The sequence below is a fragment of the Erythrobacter sp. SN021 genome (assembly GCF_021864455.1).
Genome location: NZ_JAKKUW010000007.1, coordinates 65,366 through 85,458, shown reverse-complemented (window position 1 = coordinate 85,458; position 20,093 = coordinate 65,366). Strand labels below are relative to the sequence as shown.

Annotated in this window: 15 protein-coding genes and 1 tRNA gene; 3 read left to right on the top strand and 13 right to left on the bottom strand. The window is 61.8% G+C overall.

All coding sequences use genetic code 11. The features are described 5' to 3' along the window. The first annotated feature begins 3 nt into the window (after positions 1 to 3). Both L5849_RS14395 and L5849_RS14390 read left to right on the top strand, forming a co-directional pair. On the top strand, positions 4 to 1,629 hold the full coding sequence (locus tag L5849_RS14395) for an AMP-binding protein (protein WP_236926125.1): 1,626 nt from the start codon (positions 4 to 6) through the stop codon (positions 1,627 to 1,629). Between the two features lie 62 nt (positions 1,630 to 1,691). Beyond that, entirely contained in the window at positions 1,692 to 3,653 is a 1,962-nt protein-coding gene (locus tag L5849_RS14390; RefSeq protein ID WP_236926124.1) for an NAD(P)/FAD-dependent oxidoreductase, read from the top strand. Positions 3,654 to 3,820: 167 nt separating this feature from the next. On the opposite strand, the gene L5849_RS14385 is transcribed toward L5849_RS14390, so the two are convergent. From L5849_RS14385 to L5849_RS14370, 4 genes are all read right to left on the bottom strand, one after another. Further along, positions 3,821 to 4,720: an MBL fold metallo-hydrolase gene (locus tag L5849_RS14385; protein ID WP_115417420.1), complete on the bottom strand. Its 900-nt coding sequence runs from the start codon at positions 4,718 to 4,720 to the stop codon at positions 3,821 to 3,823. 16 nt (positions 4,721 to 4,736) lie between these two features. Then, positions 4,737 to 7,022, bottom strand: coding sequence for a TonB-dependent receptor (locus L5849_RS14380; protein WP_236926123.1), 2,286 nt, complete (start codon positions 7,020 to 7,022; stop codon positions 4,737 to 4,739). Positions 7,023 to 7,112: 90 nt separating this feature from the next. After that, complete coding sequence (locus L5849_RS14375) at positions 7,113 to 7,697, bottom strand: TetR/AcrR family transcriptional regulator (RefSeq protein WP_236926122.1); 585 nt, start codon at positions 7,695 to 7,697, stop codon at positions 7,113 to 7,115. Between the two features lie 386 nt (positions 7,698 to 8,083). Next, positions 8,084 to 8,160, bottom strand: a tRNA-Arg gene (locus L5849_RS14370). Between the two features lie 61 nt (positions 8,161 to 8,221). Here L5849_RS14370 and L5849_RS14365 point away from each other — a divergent pair. Next, on the top strand, positions 8,222 to 8,950 hold the full coding sequence (locus tag L5849_RS14365) for a queuosine precursor transporter (protein ID WP_236926121.1): 729 nt from the start codon (positions 8,222 to 8,224) through the stop codon (positions 8,948 to 8,950). A gap of 52 nt (positions 8,951 to 9,002) precedes the next feature. Here the strand turns inward: L5849_RS14365 and L5849_RS14360 are convergent, their stop codons facing one another. From L5849_RS14360 to L5849_RS14320, 9 genes are all read right to left on the bottom strand, one after another. Continuing rightward, positions 9,003 to 12,008 (bottom strand): TonB-dependent receptor, encoded by a 3,006-nt coding sequence (locus L5849_RS14360; RefSeq protein WP_236926120.1) that lies wholly within the window; start codon positions 12,006 to 12,008, stop codon positions 9,003 to 9,005. A gap of 203 nt (positions 12,009 to 12,211) precedes the next feature. Further along, entirely contained in the window at positions 12,212 to 13,237 is a 1,026-nt protein-coding gene (gene virB11 / locus L5849_RS14355) for a P-type DNA transfer ATPase VirB11 (protein ID WP_255704561.1), read from the bottom strand. 14 nt (positions 13,238 to 13,251) lie between these two features. Then, on the bottom strand, positions 13,252 to 14,370 hold the full coding sequence (locus L5849_RS14350) for a TrbI/VirB10 family protein (RefSeq protein WP_236926119.1): 1,119 nt from the start codon (positions 14,368 to 14,370) through the stop codon (positions 13,252 to 13,254). Positions 14,371 to 14,385: 15 nt separating this feature from the next. After that, complete coding sequence (locus tag L5849_RS14345; RefSeq protein ID WP_115417430.1) at positions 14,386 to 15,159, bottom strand: TrbG/VirB9 family P-type conjugative transfer protein; 774 nt, start codon at positions 15,157 to 15,159, stop codon at positions 14,386 to 14,388. Continuing rightward, complete coding sequence (locus L5849_RS14340; protein ID WP_115417431.1) at positions 15,156 to 16,331, bottom strand: type IV secretion system protein; 1,176 nt, start codon at positions 16,329 to 16,331, stop codon at positions 15,156 to 15,158. Before L5849_RS14340 ends, L5849_RS14345 begins: the two co-directional genes overlap by 4 nt. Further along, positions 16,328 to 18,766, bottom strand: coding sequence for a VirB4 family type IV secretion/conjugal transfer ATPase (locus L5849_RS14335; RefSeq protein ID WP_236926118.1), 2,439 nt, complete (start codon positions 18,764 to 18,766; stop codon positions 16,328 to 16,330). Before L5849_RS14335 ends, L5849_RS14340 begins: the two co-directional genes overlap by 4 nt. Further along, positions 18,756 to 19,040 (bottom strand): type IV secretion system protein VirB3, encoded by a 285-nt coding sequence (locus L5849_RS14330; protein ID WP_115417434.1) that lies wholly within the window; start codon positions 19,038 to 19,040, stop codon positions 18,756 to 18,758. Before L5849_RS14330 ends, L5849_RS14335 begins: the two co-directional genes overlap by 11 nt. Before the next feature lies 1 nt (position 19,041). After that, complete coding sequence (locus L5849_RS14325; protein WP_255704558.1) at positions 19,042 to 19,344, bottom strand: TrbC/VirB2 family protein; 303 nt, start codon at positions 19,342 to 19,344, stop codon at positions 19,042 to 19,044. A gap of 4 nt (positions 19,345 to 19,348) precedes the next feature. After that, positions 19,349 to 19,978 carry a lytic transglycosylase domain-containing protein gene (locus L5849_RS14320; protein WP_236926117.1) on the bottom strand — a complete coding sequence of 210 codons (630 nt, stop codon included), beginning with the start codon at positions 19,976 to 19,978 and terminating at the stop codon, positions 19,349 to 19,351. Positions 19,979 to 20,093 lie beyond the last annotated feature (115 nt).

Here is a 20,093-nt window from a genome sequence, read left to right as displayed (position 1 = left end):
GGTATGACCAAACAACGCGATTTCACCGATCCACGCGTTCCGAACCGCGACGAGTGTGTCCTGCGATACCTGCTCGACAAATGGGCGGACGAGCGGACCGACAAGGCGCATGTCGTCTTTGCGGACGGAGAGGAATGGACCTTCGGCGAATTGCAGGAGAAGGTCCGCGCCAAGGCCGCCGGCCTTCGCGAACTCGGCGTTCGGCAGGGAGAACACGTTGCCGTGTGGCTGCCCAACGGACGGGAAGCGCTGATCGCCTTTTATGCGATCAACTATATCGGCGCAGTGTTCGTGCCCTTCAACACGGCCTATCGCGGCAGCCTGTTGCAGCACGTGATCGCGAATTCGGGTGCCCGCTTCCTCCTGGTACATCCGGACTTGCTTCCTCGCCTGTCGGAAATCGATCTCGCCAAGGTGGAGAGGTTGGTGGTGACGACGGACAACCAGCCATCTTCCGCACCGCGGCCGGTCACGGCGTTCGGCAGCCTTTCGGGCGATCCGCAGGACCCCCTCCCGCTGGAACGGCCGATCGAACCGTGGGACATCCAGTCGATCATCTACACCTCCGGCACCACGGGGCCGTCCAAGGGGGTCCTGTCCTCCTATCTGCACATGTTCTCCAATGCCGGCCCCGAATCCTGGCCGATGGTGGGCGAGGACGATCGCTATATGTGTGTTGCTCCCATCTTCCATATCGGCGGGATGGGGCCGCCCTTCGTCATGCTCGCCCGTGGCGGTTCGGTGGCGATGATCGACAATTTCTCGACCGACGAATTCTGGGCGGTGGCCAAATCGACCAAATCGACCGTGGTCTTTCTGTTGGGCGTCATGGCCACCTTCCTGCTGAAAGCCGAACCGGGGCCGGCAGATCGCGATCACACGGTCAAGAAGGCTTTCATGGTGCCACTAACCGGAGACGCGCCCGCCTTCACCGAACGGTTTGGCATCGACATCTATACGATCTTCAACATGACGGAGATTTCATCTCCGGTCGTGTCCGAAGCGAACCCGACCAAGATCGGCACCTGCGGGAAGCCCCGAAGTGGCGTCGAGGTGCGGCTGGTCGACAAGAACGATTGCGAAGTTCCGGTCGGCGAAATCGGCGAAATGCTGGTCCGCACCGATCGTCCGTGGGCAATGAACAGCGGCTATAACGCCAATCCCGAGGCCACCGCGGAGGCCTGGCGCAACGGATGGTTTCATACCGGAGACGCCTTTCGCCGCGACGAGGATGGCTATTTCTATTTCGTCGACCGCGTGAAGGACGCCATCCGCCGCAGGGGGGAGAATATCTCCTCTTTCGAAGTCGAAACCGATGTGTGTCGCCACCCGGCGGTGCGTGAAGCTGCTGCCATTGCCGTCCCCAGCGAGTATTCGGAAGACGAGGTCATGGTGGTCGTCGCACCGGTTCCCGGCCAAGCGATCGATCCGCGCGAACTGGCCGAATTCCTGATCGATACCATGCCGTATTTCATGGTGCCCAGATACATTCGTCTGCTCGACGAACTACCCAAAACGCCTTCGGCGAAGGTCATGAAGACCGAACTGAGGGCGGAAGGGATCACCGAGGACACTTGGGACCGTGAAGCCGCGGGCCTGCGCGTCAGGCGCGAAAGTTTCGGCGAATGAACCGTCTCACCACCGAAATCCAGACAGCAGCAGGCTGCCCAAAACCATAGGACATTCCTTTCATGAACCATCCTTTCACGCACCGCCCGGTCTCTCCAGCCGATGCGGATCGAGAACTCCTGCGAGAGGGTATCGCCAAGGCCAATATTCCGGCTCTTCTGCTGGTTCTCTACCAGATGACGGGCGAGGAGCGCTGGCTGGACGAACCCTATGCTCCCAAGCGTTCGCCCGGGCTCGACGACAATGACAGCGGCCAGTTGCCCGAGAATATCCAGAACGAAATTCGCGATGCCGCAAGCGCCGCCATCGACGCCTGGCTCGAAGGCCGGGAGCTCGCCGTTCCGCGTCCCGACAACCGGCGCCTCGCGGAAATGTTGACCGTCGCCATGACCGAACATGTGCCGCAGGAATATGGCGACATCATCGCCGCGGGCATGGAGTTCGACGAAGCGGAAAACGAGGCCGATACTGTCATTCCCGCCGATAAGAGTGCGATTGTCATCGGCGGCGGTGTCTCGGGCATTTGCGCGGGTATCGAGCTTCAGAAGCTGGGCGTTCCCTACATTCTGTTCGAAAAGAACGAGGATTTCGGCGGGACATGGTTCGAAAACAAATATCCCGGATGCGGAGTGGACACGCCGTCCCTGACCTACACCTTCTCGTGCCGACCGAACGACTGGTCGATGTATTTCCCGCTGCGCGATGAAATCGAGGAGTATCTGCTCGACACGGCGAAAGAGTTCGACCTCTATGAAAGCGCGCGGTTCCAGACCCATGTGGAGGAGGCCCGCTGGAACGAGCAAACCGGCAAATGGGATGTGACCGTCACCACGCCGCAGGGCAACCGCGAAACCCATAGCGCCGACTATTTGTTTAGCGCGGTCGGCATCCTCAACATTCCCAAATATCCGAAGATCGACGGCCTCGATGATTTCCGGGGCGATGTCTACCACACCAGTTGCTGGCCGGACGATGTCGACCTGATGGACAAGCGGGTGGCGGTAATCGGCAATGGCGCCTCGGGCATGCAGGTCGCCCCCGCGATTGCCGACGAGGTGGAAAGCCTGACCATCTTCGCCCGGTCCAAACAATGGGCGGCACCTTTCCCGCAGTTTCGCAAGACCATTCCCGAAGGTGTCCGCTATCTCATGCAGGTGGTTCCGCTATATCGCGCATGGCTGGAACAGCGTTTGTCCTGGACCTTCAACGACCGTGTGCATGGCACGCTGTTCCGCGATCCCGAATGGACCCACCCCGACCGTGCGGTCAACGAGATCAATGACGGTCATCGCCGTGCATTCACGCGCTATGTGAAGGAGCAGTTGGCGGACAGGCCCGATCTCATCGAACATGTGCTGCCCGATTACCCGCCCTTCGCGAAGCGCATGCTGCTGGACAATGGGTGGTACCGGACCATCAAGAAAGACAACGTGGAGCTCATTCCCGAGCATCTCGCGAAGATCGAGGGCAAGACGCTGTATTCATCTTCCGGCAAGAGCGTGGATGCCGATGTCATTATCCTTGCGACGGGTTTTGAGACGACCCAGGTGCTTGGATCCTACGACATCGTCGGTCGTGAAGGGCAGCTTCTGCACGACAAATGGGGCAAGGACGACGCAGCCGCCTATCTGGGAACGCTGGTCCCCGGTTTTCCAAACTTCTTCATCCTTCTCGGCCCCAATGTCGGCTCCGGTCACGGCGGCAGCATGATCCGTAACATCGAGAACCAGATGCACTTCGCCGGAGAAGTGGTGCTTTCCGCAAGCGAGCACGGCGCGCGAACCGTGGAGGTCCGCGACGCGGTCTATGAGGATTACCTCCACCGGATCGACGAAGCCCATGAGAAGCTGGTCTGGACGCATCCTGGAACCGAGAACTGGTATCGCAACTCGAAAGGCCGCGTGATCGCCATCACCCCCTGGCGCAACGATGCCTTCTGGCGAATGACGCGCAAACCGAAGGAAAGCGATCTCGTTTTCAGCAGCGATAGCGCGGGGGCGGCCCACACGGCGAAGACGGGCTGAAATCCCGTCGACGCGCCCTGCACCCCCAAACCGACCCCGGACCGGCATCCCGCCGGGTCGGCCCGTCGGATACGGCAGCATGCCGGAGCTGCGCGAACGCAGCTCCGGTTGCAAAACGTCTTCGGGGCTATGTCGGCACAGGATTGAACCGATGATGCGTCAGGAGGCTACGCTCTCGATCCGGCGCGGAAGAGTGGGCGAAAATCCCCGCCGATACGCTCGACGAAAACCGAATGCGGGGCCGCGAAATGCGCGGGCACGATGCGGGCGCCCCGGTCGGCGGCACGCCCCAGTATCGCGCGCCGCGTCCGCACGGCTTCCTCCCGGTTCTCGCAATACACGCTGTTCCAGTCAGGCCGCTGAATTTGAACCGGGTGGTGCAGTATGTCCCCCGTGAACAGCGCGATTGCACTCTCGCTCTCCACTTCCAGGACCATATGCCCCGGCGTGTGGCCGGGCGAATCATGCGCGATCATGCCCTCGGCGATCGTCGCACCATTTTCGATCAGTTCCGCCTGTCCGGCAGCGATGATCGGCGCCACGCTGTCTTCGAAAACATTGGCGTTTACCGCCGCCCCTGTCAGCGAGCGGTAGGTTTCCTTTTCGGGATTCCACGCCTCTTCATCCAGAGCGGGGAAATAATAGGTCGCGTTGGGAAATGTCGGTTCCCACGCATCCCCGATCAGCCTGGTGTTCCAACCGACATGATCGATATGAAGATGGGTGCAGAAGACCTTGTCGATGTCCTCGGGGGTAAAGCCTGCCTCGCCCAACCGGTCGAGAAAATCGCCTTCCAGATCGCCGAAGATCGGGATGCCTGGCCGCTCCTTGCGGTTTCCCGCTCCGGTATCGACCAGCACCCGCTGGGTCCCGGTATCGATCACCCAGCTCTGCAAATAGCCATAAACGAGCCCGGTGCGCAGAAAGTCCGGCACGATCCCGGTCCATCCTCCGGCGAAGACGCCGGGATCGTATTCCGCGAAGAGAGCGTCGGGCGGGCTGAACCCGCCCTGCCATTCCTCGATCCGATAGACCTTGTGGCGGCCTATCCTGAATGCCTCCAACATCCGATGTTCCCGCGACTCAGAAGTCGAAGCCGACGGTCACTCCGTAGGTTCTCGGCGGCCTGAGCGATCCGACCGACACGAAGCCGTAAAGCGGCGCGGTGATGATCGTGTTCGCCAAGGCGTATTTATCGAAGATGTTCTTGCCCCAGACGGATACCGACCATGTATCGCCGGGCGAGCGATACGTGACGCTGGCATTCGCCATGGCAAAGGCTTCTTGCCTTGCATCGTCATTGTTGAATTCGGTGAAGAAGACTTCGTCCTGGAAGTTCAGATCCGCCGAAAGATCGATGGCCCCATTGCCACCCATGTCGATCGTGTGATCGGCAAACAGGGCCACCGTGAACTCCGGCGCATTCGCCAAGCGGTTGCCGGAAAGGTCGGACAAGGCGGGATTGTCGGCACAGACGGGGAACTGCCTGCGCGTCGTATCGCCGGCTGCATAATAGCCATTGCAGAAATCGGTATATTCCGCATTCAGATATGTCCCGAAGAGGCGGAAGGTGGTGTTGGGAGCGGGACGGATCGTCGCCTCGACCTCAAGCCCGTAATTGCGGGCCGAAGCGGCATTGATCGTTTCGACGATGCTGTTCTCGTTGACGAAACCGACCTGCAGATTGGTGTAGTCGTAATAGAAGGCCGCAGCGCTGTAGCCGAAGGTTCCATCGGCAGTCTCGCCCCGCAGACCCAGTTCGTAACTCCACACGTCTTCCGGATCGATGACGGCGTTCAAGCTGCCGATGTTTACCACACCGGATTTGAAACCCTTGGTGACCTTGCCGTAGAGCAGCGTCCCGCCAGGGGTCTCATACTCGAGAACAAATTTGGGCGTAATTGCATCCCAGTCGCCGCTCTTGTCGGTCGGGATGTCGATACCCTGGGCATCGAAGGTGAAGCGCCCGGTGCCGGATCGCTTTTCCCAATTGTACCGCGCGCCAGCCGTGAACGACAGGCTGGGTGTGATATCGACAGTACCTTCCAGGTAAACGCCGGCGGCCTTGGTATCCACCGTCCCACGCTGAAGATAATTGCCGCCATCGAAGAGATCGGGCGGCAGGTTGGTGCCGAGAACGATATTGAAATACCGGGCGAGATTGACCGTCGGCACCCTGACCTCGCCGAACAGCTCCTCTTCGAAATACATCGCCCCACCCAGCAGCGAGACGCTGCCCAGATCGGCCGTGAAGGTCAGCTCCTGGCTGAAGGATTCACTGTCCTCGGTATAGTTGTTCTGACCGAACGCATTCACATTGGTGACATCCAGATCGTTCCGGTTGAAACGTTCGAACTTGCGATAGGCCGTGGTCGAAGTGAGCGTGAAGCTGCCCTTGTCGAGTGTCGCGATAGCTTGGACGCTGGTACCTTTGCGATCGTTGATCGCGTCTTCGTTCGAATAGACATTCCGGTTGTCGACCCGCTGGCCGAGATTGGCATAGTAATCGTTGATCGTCTCTCCGCCCAATAGGGGACCGGGCAATGCCGCCTCGGGTGCCACCGTGGGGCCGAAATAGTGGAACGCGTAATTGTAATCGTCTTCCCGGAAATGGTCGGCCACCACCAGCAGTTCGAGATCGGGTGTGACATTGGCCCGAAGCGAGCCGCGCAAGGCATAGGCGTCCCTGTCGTCGACCGGGTTTCCTGTGACAAGGTTGGCCCCGTAGCCATCACGGCTTTCGTATTTTCCGGCCACTCGGAATGCCAATGCGTCGCCGACGATGGGTCCGCCCACGGCGCCTTCGAGCGTTATGGCATCGTAGTTCCCATAGGTCGCCCGCGCATAGCCTTCGAAATACGATGTCGGCCGAGCCGTCACAATGTTGATCACACCGCCCGTCGCCCCGCGTCCATAGGTCGTGCCCTGCGGACCACGCAGAACCTCGATCTGCGCGATATCGTAGAATCCGCTCAACTGGGCCGCCGGTCGGCTGTTGATCGCGCCGTTCTGAAGGAACGCCACCGCGCCGTCGGCCCCCAGATCGATGCTGGTAAGGCCGATGCCGCGGATAAAGGTCCGGTTGACGCCGAATTGATCTCCGACCGAAACATTGGGTATGGCCGCCGCAAGATCACCCGCATTCTCGATGCCGCCCGCGCCCACGGCAGATGCGTCGATCACCGAGATGGCGGCGGCGGTATCTTCCAGCGATTGACCCGACTTCGTCGCGGTGACGACGATCACATTTTCCGAACTGCCGCTCGATGCTGTCTGCGAATCCCCGTCTTGCGCCACTGCCTGACCCGCAGAGGCGAGCGAAACGACGGCGGTGGCCGCCAGCAATGCGCACTTGGTGCTCTTCTTCATTCTCTTCTCTCCCAAAATACCAAGCCTCTTAATTTCTACTGGCCAGTATACGTTTGCAAAATTCGGACCGATTCCGTTTCTGGTATGGTGTTAGTTCGTGGGTTTTTCGGCACCCGCTAAACGCAAGGCCGCCGTGACCAACTGGTCGATCACATCGTCGGCGGATCGCTGGCCGCCCGGCGAATACCAGGTCGGTATCCAACTGATCAGCCCCCCGATCCAGACGGCAACGAAGGAGTCGGTATCCTCGCGAAACTCGCCGGCCTCGATACCTTCGCGGATCAATTCCGCAATCTGGTGATCGAAAGAGTGCCTCAGCCGCAAGATGCGTTCGTGGTCGTCAGCACTCAGATGCTTCATCTCGCGCTGGTAAACCACGACGTATTCCTGCCGATCGATCACGATCCTGCCGACCTGCCGCACGACCTCGGCAAGCAGGTCGCGATGGTTCTTGTGATCGCCGGCCAAGGTGGCCTCGAGAACCGCCAGCGCTTCGCTGATCCCCACTTCGCAGATCGCGGCGAGGATGGCTTCCTTGTTCTTGAAGTAGGAATAGAGGAACGGCTTGGTGACGCCGAGCTGTTCGGCGACATTGTCCAGCGTGCAGCTGCTGTAGCCGCTCTGGTAGAACAATCGGCTCGCAACCTCGACAATGCGATTGGTCTTGAAGGCCACGAACTCGCTCTTGAGAGAGGCATTCTCCGCCCCCAGGGCCCTGCGCGTTTTTCTGGCTACAGCTGACATAGCCGCACCATCGCTGATCTGGAGCGTTCGAGCAATTCCATCTCCCGTGCGGTGGATTTTCCTCCACCATCGAGAAGATGATGGCAAAAAATCGATATACTGGCCAGTATTTTTTTCAGTTTATGGGTATGAAGGGTTCGAGCCGATGGACTACAGGGTGTAAGGTGCCCTGATCGACGAGGCCGATCGCCCCCTTGTTTGGGCAGACCGAAATGCCCCGAAGCTGGGCGTCGGCACATCGAAGAGAAGGCCAACCGCCGAGAACCATCCCGGATACACTCGCACCCGATGCCCTGCCGCCGAAGAACTGCCTGAAATGGCGCGCCCGGCAGGACTCGAACCTGCAACTCCAAGCTTAGAAGGCTCGTGCTCTATCCAGTTGAACTACGGGCGCGCGCTATGTGTGCCATAACGTGCCTTTCGCCACTGGCCAATCGGCTCTAACCCACTTTGTCATGGAAAACCCATCGCAGGCCCCCGCGACCACCACCCGTTTCCGTTACTACGATCTGGTGATGGCAGCCTTTGTCACCATTCTGCTGCTGTCCAACCTGATCGGCGCCTCCAAACCGAGCTACGTCACTTTGCCAGTGATCGGCGAGTGGTCCTTTGGCGCGGGCGTGCTGTTCTTTCCGGTCAGCTACATCATCGGCGACATCCTGACCGAGGTTTACGGCTATGCCCGCGCGCGCCGGGTTATCTGGACCGGCTTTGCCGCCCTGCTATTCATGGCCTTCATGGCCTGGGTGGTCGTGCAACTGCCCCCTGCCGATGGCTGGCCGGGACAAGAAGCCTATGAATTCGTCTTCGGCAATTCCTGGCGCATCGTGCTGGCTTCAATGGTCGCCTTCTGGGCGGGCGAATTCGCCAACAGCTACGTGCTCGCCAAAATGAAGGTCTGGACGCAGGGGCGGCATTTGTGGATGCGCACGATCGGCTCGACCGTGGTGGGGCAAGGTCTCGACAGCATGATTTTCTACCCGCTGGCCTTTTGGGGCCTCGTCGGCTGGCCGGTCGAGCTGCTGTGGCAGGTCGTGCTGTCGCAATGGGCGATCAAGACCGCGTGGGAAGCGCTGCTGACCCCGGTGACCTACGCCGTGGTCGGCACCCTGAAGCGCGCGGAGGGCGTGGAGGTTTTCGATACCGACACCGATTTCTCACCCTTCGCATCATCGGCGAGATAGGAAAAAGGGGCGACCCGCAGGCCGCCCCCTCCCTCCCCCATTGAAGGTGTGATCAGAACTTCGCGCCAACCGCGATGCCGTAACGCCGCGGGTCGAGCGTGAAAATGTTGGTGAAATTGCCCGACGAGGCGTCGGTCACATAGAGACCCGTCACGGAATTGCTGTCGAAGATATTCTGGACGAAGCCACGGACGAACCAGCGATTGTCGCTGCCATTGAGCTGAATCGACGCGTTCGCCTGAACGAAGGGTTCGATCCGATTGACGTTGCCGTTGAAGACATTGCCGTACTGTTCGCCCGTATAGGCGAGATCGAATCGCGGCACGAGCGACATCCCATTGTCGAATTCGGCCGTGTACTGGACCCCGATCGAAGCCTTGTACTCAGGCGCCTGAGGCAAGCGATTACCGCGCAAATTGACCTCTACACCCGGGCTCAACACGCTGAATGGCAGAGTTCCGTCTGCGCGAGTGCCAAATATGTTGGCCAAGACTGCCGGAGGTGCATCGATGGTGTCCTGCAAAGCCTGACAGATGCTAAAGGCACCGTTTGAAGCGATGCCACCGTCGGACGGGAATGGTGTCGGTCCCTGTAGACCGAGCGCCTCGTTGAAAGCGCCGACAAAGCCATTGGTAGCCACAGCGCTTCCCGCATCGGATGTCACTGCGCATAGCGAGCCGTTCGAAATGTCCTTGATGATGACGGCGTTCGGATCGCCGCCGCCCGGATCGCGCGGGTTGCTGAAGAACTGATCGCCTGCCACCTTCGCATTCAGGTAGCTGATGTTCATGTTGATCAGCCAGTTATAGCTGGGACGCAGAATCGTCTCCAGCTCGAGGCCCCAGATATTGGCATCGATCGTATCGTTGACCGAGGTACGCGCTACGATGCGGCTGAGCTGCAGGTCCTTGTATTTATAGTAGAAGCCCGTGAGATTGATCTGTGCGGCGCCGTTCAGGAACGTGTTCTTGGAACCGATTTCGAACGCGTCGATCTGCTCCGAACCGAAACTGTCGGTCACGGCGAAAACCGGCGAAAGCGGCGGGTTGATGCCGCCCGATTTGTAGCCCCGCGAATAGGAGAAATAGAGCGTGTTGTCGGGTGAAATTTCGTAATCGAGCACCGCGCGCCCGGTGATCGCATCGAAGTTGACCTCGCGTTCCTGCAACAACTGGTTGCCCGGCAGTGCGTCATCGGCGTCGAAACCGCCGACGAACGGCGATGTGAACGGGTCACCATTGCCGAAGGGGTTGAGGAAATCTGCCAGCGTGGTGCGCGCAGAGACACTCTTGCTGTCGTCATTATAGCGGAGGCCGCCAGTGAACTGCAGGCGATCGGTGATGTCGAAATAGACCTCGCCGAAAATGCCGAAGCTCTTGAGTTTGAAATCCGTCGTATTGTTCCGGTACATCGATGTCGCCAGATAAGACGGGGGCAACGGCGCGGGATTTCCGCCACCATCGACATTGGCAAAGGCCGCGAATGTTCCCAGCAAGGCCGTTGCGTAATCCAGACCGAAGGAATTTACGTAGTAGCTGTTCTCACTGACATCGGTCTCGGCATAAATGCCGCCGACCAGGAAGTTGAACGGCCCGTCGAAATCGCTCGACAGGATCGCCTCGCCCGACCAGGCGGTCTGATATTGAACCGAGCGGTCGAAGCTGAGCGGCACATCCGAACAGATCGAATTCCCTTCGAAGGCACCGAGATTGCCATCGTCATTGTCCGAAGTGCACAGCACGCCGTTCGGACCATTGGGGATCAACGCGGCCGCGATCGGCGCGAAATAGGCGCTCGATCCCGGGAAGAAAGCCGGAGCCGGGGCCGGCAAACCGGTGGGTACGCCGTTGGCGGCAAAGAAAGCGAGCGTGTTGAGCCCGGTCGCATATGCCGACCGGTCGAGTATTCCCAGGTTATAGTCCTGTCGTGAATCGACCGTGGTTTCCTGATAGATACCCGTCAGCGACAGATTCATGCTGCCCAGCCCCTGGTCGAGATGAGCTTGCAGTTGCAGTTCGTCGGCGAAATATTCCGGCGTAAATGCGGTATTCACCGTCCGCACGTCGTTGGGCTCTACGAAGTTGGAATAGCCATCGCCATCGGTGTCGTACACACTGCCCAGTGCCAGTGCTTCGGGCAGTCCCTGAATGCGGAACAGTTCGACAGAGGTCAGCACGCTCGCCAGCGTGGAATCGGCATTCGTACTGTCGAAATCGCGGCGGGTGTTGAGACAACCCAGAACGCCGGTCGGATCCCGCTGGCAGGTCTGCTTCTGGATACGCAGTCGATCGTCATTCTCACGGAAGTAGAAGGCCATGAGGTCGAGCGTCGTGCTGGCCGTGGGTTCGAAGCGCAGCGAACCGCGCACCGCGTACATGTCACGACCATCGATGTCGCTGTTATCGTATAGATTGGTCGTGAAACCATCACGGTTCAAATAAAAGCCAGCCGCGCGAAAGGCGATAGTATCGCCCAAGGGCACATTGACCATGCCCCTTGCCTTGATGCTGTTGTAATTGCCGTATTCGAAATCGGCCGCGGCACTGAAGGTCCCGAGTTCGGGCTTGGCAGTGACCACGTTGACGACGCCCGAGGTCGCATTGCGCCCGAAAAGGGTGCCTTGCGGCCCTCGCAGGACCTCGACACGTTCGAGATCGAAATATTCGGTTTCGAATAGCCGCGTACCGAACAGCGGCGATCCATTGGTGTGGATCGCAGTAGCGCTGTCGCAGGTCACACCGACGCACAGATCGCCGATGCCCCGAATGGTGAAGCTCGAACTGGTGAAGTTCGATTTGGTGAAGGATACGTTGGGCAGAGTTAGTTGAAGATCGCTGGCATTCTCGATCTGCTGTGCTTCCAGCGCCTCGGCATCGAAGGCGCTGACCGCAATCGGCACTTCCTGCAGGCTTTGTGCCTGGCGCTGTGCGGTAACGATGATGACGTTGCTGCTGAGCCGCGGATCTTCGAGATCGTCGTTAGTCGCCTCTTGCGCAAATGCCGGAAACGAAATCGCGCTCGCGCAGATACCCGCGAGCAGGGAAGCCCTTACCCTCATTAACCCTCTCCTCTCCATGTGACCGTCTTTGCGGCCTATGGTCCAGAAGCTACCACACATTTGCATGCACGCAAGGGTTCGCGCATGATTATTGCGCAAAACCCCATGGTTGTTTAGCAAGTATTGTCCGTTCGTGTCGATTGCGTGCGCAATTGACGCTACGGCATACTGGTGTTGTGAGAAGTCGCGGAAAGGTGTCGCAGTCAGACGAGCGTGGCACTTTCGGCAATCTGGGAGATGCCGCGCTTGCCCGATCCGTCGCGTCCGAGTTGTACGATCACGTCAATCACGCTCGCGGCATAGGCAATGGTATCGCTGCGGGTAAGACCGATTCCCGTCTGCATAACCATCAGCGAAAGCTGCTCGAGCGCACCGCGAAGCGAGTTGGCGTGAATGGTGGAAAAACTACCCGGATGGCCGGTGTTGATCGCGCGCAGGAAGCTCACGCTTTCCGCGCCGCGCAATTCGCCCAAAACGATGCGGTCGGGGCGCAACCGCAAAGCCGCCTGCAGCAATTCGTTGGCCGTGACCTTGGCTTCACCCAGCTCCCCTTTCACCGCGACAAGGCCGACGCCATTTTCGCCCGGCAGCTTGAGTTCGGGTGTGTCTTCCACCAGCACCACGCGCTCGTGCTTCGGTATCTCGCCCAGCATGGCATTGAGGAAGGTCGTCTTGCCGGTGCTGGTGCCGCCCGAAACCAAAATTGTCCGCCGCTGGCGGATCGCTTCGCGCAGGAAAGCCACCGGTTCCGCCTGGGAATCCGGCATGGCACCGCGACGCGACGGAGTCAGCGGCCCGGTGTCATAGGCGTCGAGCGGCAGGTCGAGGCGGCGATGGCGGCGGATGGCCATGGCCCAGTGCTTGCGCGCGGCAGGAGGTCCGCAGAACTGGACGCGCGCGCCGCCCGGCAGAGTGGCGCCAAGCAGCGGGTGTTCGCGGTTGATGCCCTGATGGCTGACACGGGCGACCTGTTCGGCGAGCCGCTGGATCAGCCGGTCGTCGATATCGGGCCGCGCGAGTTTTTGCATCCCGCCCGCCGCAGCATCCTCCACCCACACCTCACCCGGCCGATTGACGAGGATTTCGGTCACCGTGTCGCGGTCCAGCCATTCGCGAAACGGGGCCAGATAAGCATCGAGATAGACGCTGCGTTCGCCGTGGAGGTCCACGTTCGGCGCGTCCTCTCCGGTTTGGCCGTCCGGCTGGAAGGGATGGATGTCGGCGCTCAACGATTCGGCCCTGCTCAGCTTACCGAGGAGAAATCGAGGTCGCGCGCGGTGAAGATGCGGATCGGTTCGCCCTGCCGCACTCTCACGGTCGGCCCGCGCTGTCCGTCCTGCTGCGCGGCGGTGGCTGCCGCCGAGGAACTGGCCCCGCCGATCAGCACGCCTGCCGCGCCGCCCGTGGCTAGCGAGCCGACACCGCCGACGACCGAGAGCAGCATGGCCGAGCCGAAGCGCTTGAAGAAACTGTTGCCCGAAACCTTGCCTGCAAGACCCGTCGTTCCGTCGAAACCGATGGCCGGCGAGGCGAGGTTGACCGAGGCACCATCCGGGCGGATCAACCGCGTCCAGATGACATAGGCGCGTTTCTGGCCGTTCTGCAGCCCCGACTGATATTGGCCGATCAGCCGACTGGATCGCGGGACCAGAATTTTCGTCCCATCGAAACTGCGCACATCCTGGCTGACCACCGCGCGGACATAGCCGGGGACGTTGGTATCGATGGCGGTTTCGAGAATTGCGGGAATCAATGTGCCCTGGGTGACGGTGGTCGCCGGATTGACCATGGCCTTGGCCTGCGCCGGAGCGCCACCGACGCCGCCGATACGGCTGGCGAAATCGTTGGCGGAATTGCCCGTAGCATTGGCGGCCCCTGCGCCGCCAGTTGCTCCCGGTTCGGTTATGGCGAGCGTCGCGGGCGAATTGCCCGCATCGAAGACCACGGTTGGATTGGCATATGGATTGGCGGCGAGACCCGGCTGGGGCTGCGCGGCCAGAACCGGCTGCGGGGCCGGATCCGGGCGGGGCGCGGGGGCGGCCATTGCGGCGGCCGGGGCCACCGGCGTCACGGCTTGGGGAGGCGCCGCAGGCGCGGCCTCGACCGGAGCCTGCTGGCCGCCGATACCTTCGGGCGGGGCGACACGAGCCGAATTCATGCTCCACAGCGTCACCAAGCCCAGCCCGGCGACAAGGGCGATGCCCGCGACCAGACCAAGCGCGTCGGATTTGCCCGCAGGACGCGACACCGCCGGGAAAGCGTTGCGCTGCGCCAGATCGATGACCTCCGCATCGGTCTGGTCGCGCGGATCGACATCATTGGCGATCCCGGTATCGCCCGCGTTCTTTTCGGGCAGTCGCATGGCTAGACGCATCGTTTACCTCCCCTTCGAGGCGAGAGCGGGCTTACCGCTCGCGGAAGTCGCGGGCCGTTCTGGCCCCGTATTGACCAGTTGGGCGCTGTCCTTGCCCGATCGCAGCACTATCGTGCGCGGAACGCCATCGACGACAATGGTATCGCCGCGCACGGTGAAATTGACCGGGCCTTCCACACCTTCGCTATTGGTCACGAGAATGGCGGGCACATCCTTGCCATTGGGCCAGGTAAGGAAGGTGGCGGTCCCGTCGTCATAAGTGTTTTCGGGCAATAATTCGGGAGCGCCCGAGGCATTCCAGGCGAAGTTGAGATCCGCCGGATCGACCACCGCATAGGGATCGCGCGCAGCCTGTGCTTCGAGCGAATTCGGCCCGGCAGCCATCTGCACGTCCTGTTCCTCTTCCGGCTCGTCCGGATAGGCGAAGCGCATCAGGTAGAGCGGCTTGGCATTGGGATTGGCGACGAGATCGAACAGATAGGTCCGCTTGCTGGTGATGACGGTGAGATTGGTCGAGGCGCGCGGCTCCAGCGGTTTCACGAACAGGATGTTCGCGCGCTTGTTCGGGGTGACCTGCCAGCTCGCGCTGTCGCCGATGGCGACGTTCTCGATCACTTCGTCGTCACCGAACAGGATGCTGGCCTGTACCGTCACCCGGCCTTCGACGCGAACCACCCTGGCTTCGTCATACATCACCTCGACGAGGCGGGAATCCTGCGCTGCGGCGGGCGCGGCCAGCAGGGCGAGAGCGAGCGCGGGAATGAGCGCGCGGGTCATGCGTGTTTCTCCATAGAACGGTCCAGGGCCTTGGGCGTCGCGGATTTGAACCGGCTGCCGATGCCCGACCCGCGGGCGCGGGCCTTGCTGGTGGGTGATTGCGGGGCGGAACCCGAAGACGTCGCATAAACCTTGGTGACGCGCGCGCCTCCGCCTGCGCCCGGGGCAGCGCCATCATTGGCGGCATGCGCGGTCGGCACTGCCGAAACGTCGATCCTGCGCGCCTGCGAGCTGGCCTGGCTGACCGCCTGCGCCTGCGTGAGTGCGGCGGCAGGTGCTGCCTGATGCGGCACCGCGACAGGGGCCGATTTCTCATCCCGGTCGGAGGCGAGGCCGAAGACAGTCCAGCCCGCAACCATGGCCCCTGCAACCTTGAGGACGAGAACCATCAAAGCGACATGGACCGCGCCGATCATGAAAAAGGCCATTCCGGCCTGCGGATCGACCTGGCCGGGCGTGGCGGTCAATGCGGTGAGGATCGGCACGGCGAGTTCGAGCATGATGCTGCCGCCAAGCACCGCGAACAGCGGGGCTAGCGCGCACATGGTCAGCCCCTTGATCCAGCCAGTGAACAATCCGCGGGTGCCGTTGAACAGCGCCAAGACCACGAAGATCGGCCCCAGTGCGACAAGAACGCCGAGTGCGATCTTGGTCGTCACCAGCAGCCCGACCGTGCCGAGCATGAACAGCATCGCGCCCAGCCACATCATGCCTTCGGGCGAGAAGGCGGAGAATTCTTCATTCGCGCCGCTCGCTTCCTGAATCGCGATGAAAACGACATCGATCTTCTGCGCGAAGGTGTCGGTGGCCGACCCCTTCGCCCCGGTCAGGATGCCAGCGAGATAATCGGGAGTGGCCACTGCGAGGTTCCAGACCACGCTCTGATAAGCGATCCAGCTCGTCGCGAAGGTGAGTACGAGGCCAAGCGTCATCATACGCGGGACGAGGCTGCGAATGCCGATATTGGTGCGCCCCGTCAGCAGGGCAAAGGCGAACAGCGCGATGAACAGCGTGAGGACCAGCGTCAGAACCGTGCCAAGCGAGCCGCCCGGCGCGAACAGGCGGCCGAACGCGGCAGCGCTCGCTTCACCCGCGATACAGTCGACACCGCGCAGTGCCGCCGCGACACCGTTGCCGACCCCTTCGGCGGCCTGCTGGCAGTTCACGCTCATTCGGCGGCCAGGCCGAGGGCTTCGACCCCCGCTCCGCCCTCATCGTTCGCCCCGCCCGGCCACTTCGTCCCGGTGAGTGCGGGGAACCATTCGCTGGGCGCATCGCCGAGCGCTTCGCGCAGCAGGTCGAGGCGGCGAACCGAGCTTTCCCGGCCCGAAAGCAGCGTCAGCACTTCGGGCGCGCCCGACAGATCGAGCCGCACCACCACGCTCGCGTCTGGCTGCCGGACGAGAAAACAGCGGCTGTGCGCGGGCAGCGTACGGATCAGCGCCAGCTCGTGCTCGGTCAGGCCGAAGCCGTCGCAATAATCCTCGGGCCGCGCGCGGCTGTTGGGCATGAACACCATGGTCGCAGTCTGCTCGACCAATGCGGTCGAAATGCGGCTTTCGAGCGCGTCGCGCGCCGACTGCGTCGCAAAACCGACCAGCGCGTTGCGTTTTCTGAGCGTCTTGAGCCAGTCGCGGATGCGCGCGGCGAAGACCTCGTCGTCCAGCGCCTTCCAGCCCTCGTCGATCAGGATCATGGTCGGTTTGCCGTCCAGCCGTTCCTCGATTCGGTGGAAGAGATACATCATGGTCGGCGTGCGCAGCTTCGGGTTTTCGAGCAGCGCTGTCATGTCGAAGCCGAGCACGCGGCTCGTCAGGTCGAGCCGATCTTCGGCATTGTCGAACATCCAGGCATGTTCGCCCTCCCCGATCCAGGCACCGAGACGATCGGCCAGATCACCCGGCTGCGGACGACGGCTGCCCGACAGCAATTCCTTGAAGTGGCGCAGGCGGCGCAGCGAGGCGTCATTGGCATAGGCCGCGTCGACGGCGCCGGCGATGGTCTGTTCTTCCTCCGGCCCCTCGGCCTTGAGTAGCACGCCCAGCCAGTCGCGCAGGAAGGCCTTGTTGCCCGGCGTATCGGGCAGGGAGAGCGGGTTGAAGCCGGTCGGCTCGCCCGCACGGATGCTGTCGTAGCGCCCGCCGATGCCGCGCACGAACAGCTCCGCGCCGCGATCCTTGTCGAACAGGATGGTGCGGGGGCTGAACTTTTGTGCCTGCGCGGCGAGGAAGTTCATCACCACGGTCTTGCCCGAGCCCGACGGCCCGATGACCGAGAAGTTGCCCAGGTCGCCGTGGTGGAAATTGAAGAAGAACGGCGTCGCGCTGGTGGTCTCCAGCAGCGTCACCGCTTCACCCCAGTGGTTGCCCTGCGCCTGACCGAGCGCGAAGCCGTGCAGGCTCCCGAAGCTGGCCATATTGGCGCTCGAGATCAACGCACGGCGGACGAGATAGCTCTCGTTGCCCGGGAACTGTCCCCAGAAGGCGGGCTCGCAATTGGTATCCTCGCGCACCGCGATCGCGCCGGTATCGGCCAATGCGGCGGCGCAGGCAGCCATGGCATCGTCGAGACGACCGAGCCCCTGTTCCTTGACCATTACGGTCAGATGATGATCGCCGAAGCCGACCGCGCCATTACCCAGCGCATCGCGCGCGGCAAGCATGTCGGCGCGTTCTGCGGCGGCTTCCTCGTCCGCGCTCTTCAGGCGGCGGATGGCCAGGTCCATCCGCTCGCGCGCGGTCTGACGCTCGGTCGGCGCATAGCTTTCGCTCACCACCATTTCGAACGGCAGGCGCAGCAGGCTGTCGAGCAGGCCGGGAGAGGTCGCTTCGGGATAGTCCTTGAGGCCCAGGATTGCGGCAAAATCGGGCGTGCCCGAACCGCGCATCTCGATCGCATCGAGGCCGAAGCTGACCCGGCGATAGGGTAGCATGTGCCCCAGATCGACATCGTCGGCAGGCTTCCGCACGGGGCGCATCTCGCCGTTGTAGAGCGCGCTCAAGAGCTCGAGCATTTCCGAATTGGTATGACCCTGCGGCCCGATGTAATCGCCGAGCAGGGTCGCACCGTAAGCCGATAGCGAAGCCACCAGCCCTTGCGAGGCTGCGCGCAGGCTGCGCAAATCCTTCGGATCGGCGTCGAGCCGTTCGCCGCCACCGCGCTTGAATTTCTTGCTCACGCGTTCGGCAAGCCCCGCCTTGCCACGCGCCGGGCGGCGGATCAGCGTAATGAACTGGTCGTTGACGAATAGCTGGCCCGAGCCGAGCCGCTCGCGCCAGCGCTCGTCGATATGGCGGCTGATCGGATCGGGAAACTGCGCCTCCAGCTCCACCGAAACACGGCGCCGGATGACGTGATGATAGAGTACGAAGCGCGCATCGAGCGTGGAGCGCAGCACCACTTCGCGCGTGGCCGCATGGGCGTTCAGCGCGTCGCTGTCCTCGGTCTCGAACAGCAGCCCCGGCACCTGGATCGCGGTCATCACGCTGCCGTCGCGCAGCAGCATGGTGCTTTCATCGATCAGGCGAAGATACGGAAGGCGATCGCCGGCGCGCGCTTCCTTCGCGCTCCAGGCAGCGGCGCCTTTCCACTTGTCCTTACGCGGCATAGGAATTGCACCCCCAGCGCTTGTAGTTTGCCACCCGCGGGCATTTCGAAACCTTGGTGATCCACAGGTCGAAGATGCGCGGTTCGCGCAGGCAGGCGAAATAGCCCACGCCATGCATCACGGCGAAAACCAGCAAGGCCAGCCAACTGCCGGTGATAAGGAATGCCTCGGTCGTCACCATCCCGTTGATGATGAAGTAGTTATAAGTCACCCCCGCGAACATCTGCGGACGCGTCAGCGCGCGGTGAACGGGATGGCGGACGAGCGCGGTCACGTCAGCCTCCTGCCACGCCCTGGATGCCCGCGACGATCGAAGCGGCACCGAACAGGATAAACACGCCGATGATCACGGTTGCCCCGAAGCGCCAATTGAGACGGCCGGTCAGCATCATGAAGCCGACGGCGGCTACGGCCATGACGGCAACGGCGGTCGCGACATTGCCGAGCAAGGTCCCCTGCAGCCAGCCAAGCGCGGCGACGATCGGACCCGATCCGGCCGGATCGGTGCCTTGCGCAAAGGCGGCGCTCGGGATCATCAGTGCGGCAAGCGCCGCCGGAAGGGTGATTTTGCGACTCAAGTATCTACTCCCGTGAATGGTCGGAAAGACGGCCCATGATGGCCGCCACGTAATGCTGTGTTTCGCGGATGCGGGGAATGCCGCCCGCGCGAATGACGCGCCCCGGCCCCGCATTATAGGCTGCCAGCGCCTTTTCGAGATCGCCGTCGAACCGGTCGAGCTGTTCGCGCAGATAGCGTGCACCCCCTTCGAGATTGGCGAAGGGATCGTCGGGATCGACACCGAGATCACGCGCCGTACCCGGCATCAGCTGGGCGAGCCCGCGTGCGCCAACGGGCGAAACCGCGTTCGCGCGCCAGCGGCTCTCCTGCCACACCAGCGCTTCGATGAGCGTCGGGCTGAGATCGAAGCGGGCGGCAAGTTCGGCCACCTTGGCCTTGTAGCTTTCCGGTACGAAACGCGCATGCTGGCCAGGATCGGCGACAGCGGCATCCGGAATCACGATATCGGCAGGGACTTCGGTCAGCGGCCCCGCGGATGCCAATTCGGTTTGGGCGGCAGCCGACGCGGCGCCTCCGCCGGTTACCCAGCGCGCTCCGTCAGCGTCGACTTCCATGACATCCGCCTTCACAGGGAAGGCAGTCAGCACCGCGCAGGACAATCCCGTCACCAGCGCCAAGCGTGCGAGAATCATTGCACCCTCCGTCCGGTCCCGATGGCCATGATACATGACAAGCGAGTGACAGGAAGGGCAATGTACTGTCGAACTGTCGCAAGGTTACAACACACATAAAAAAGGCCCGCCTTCC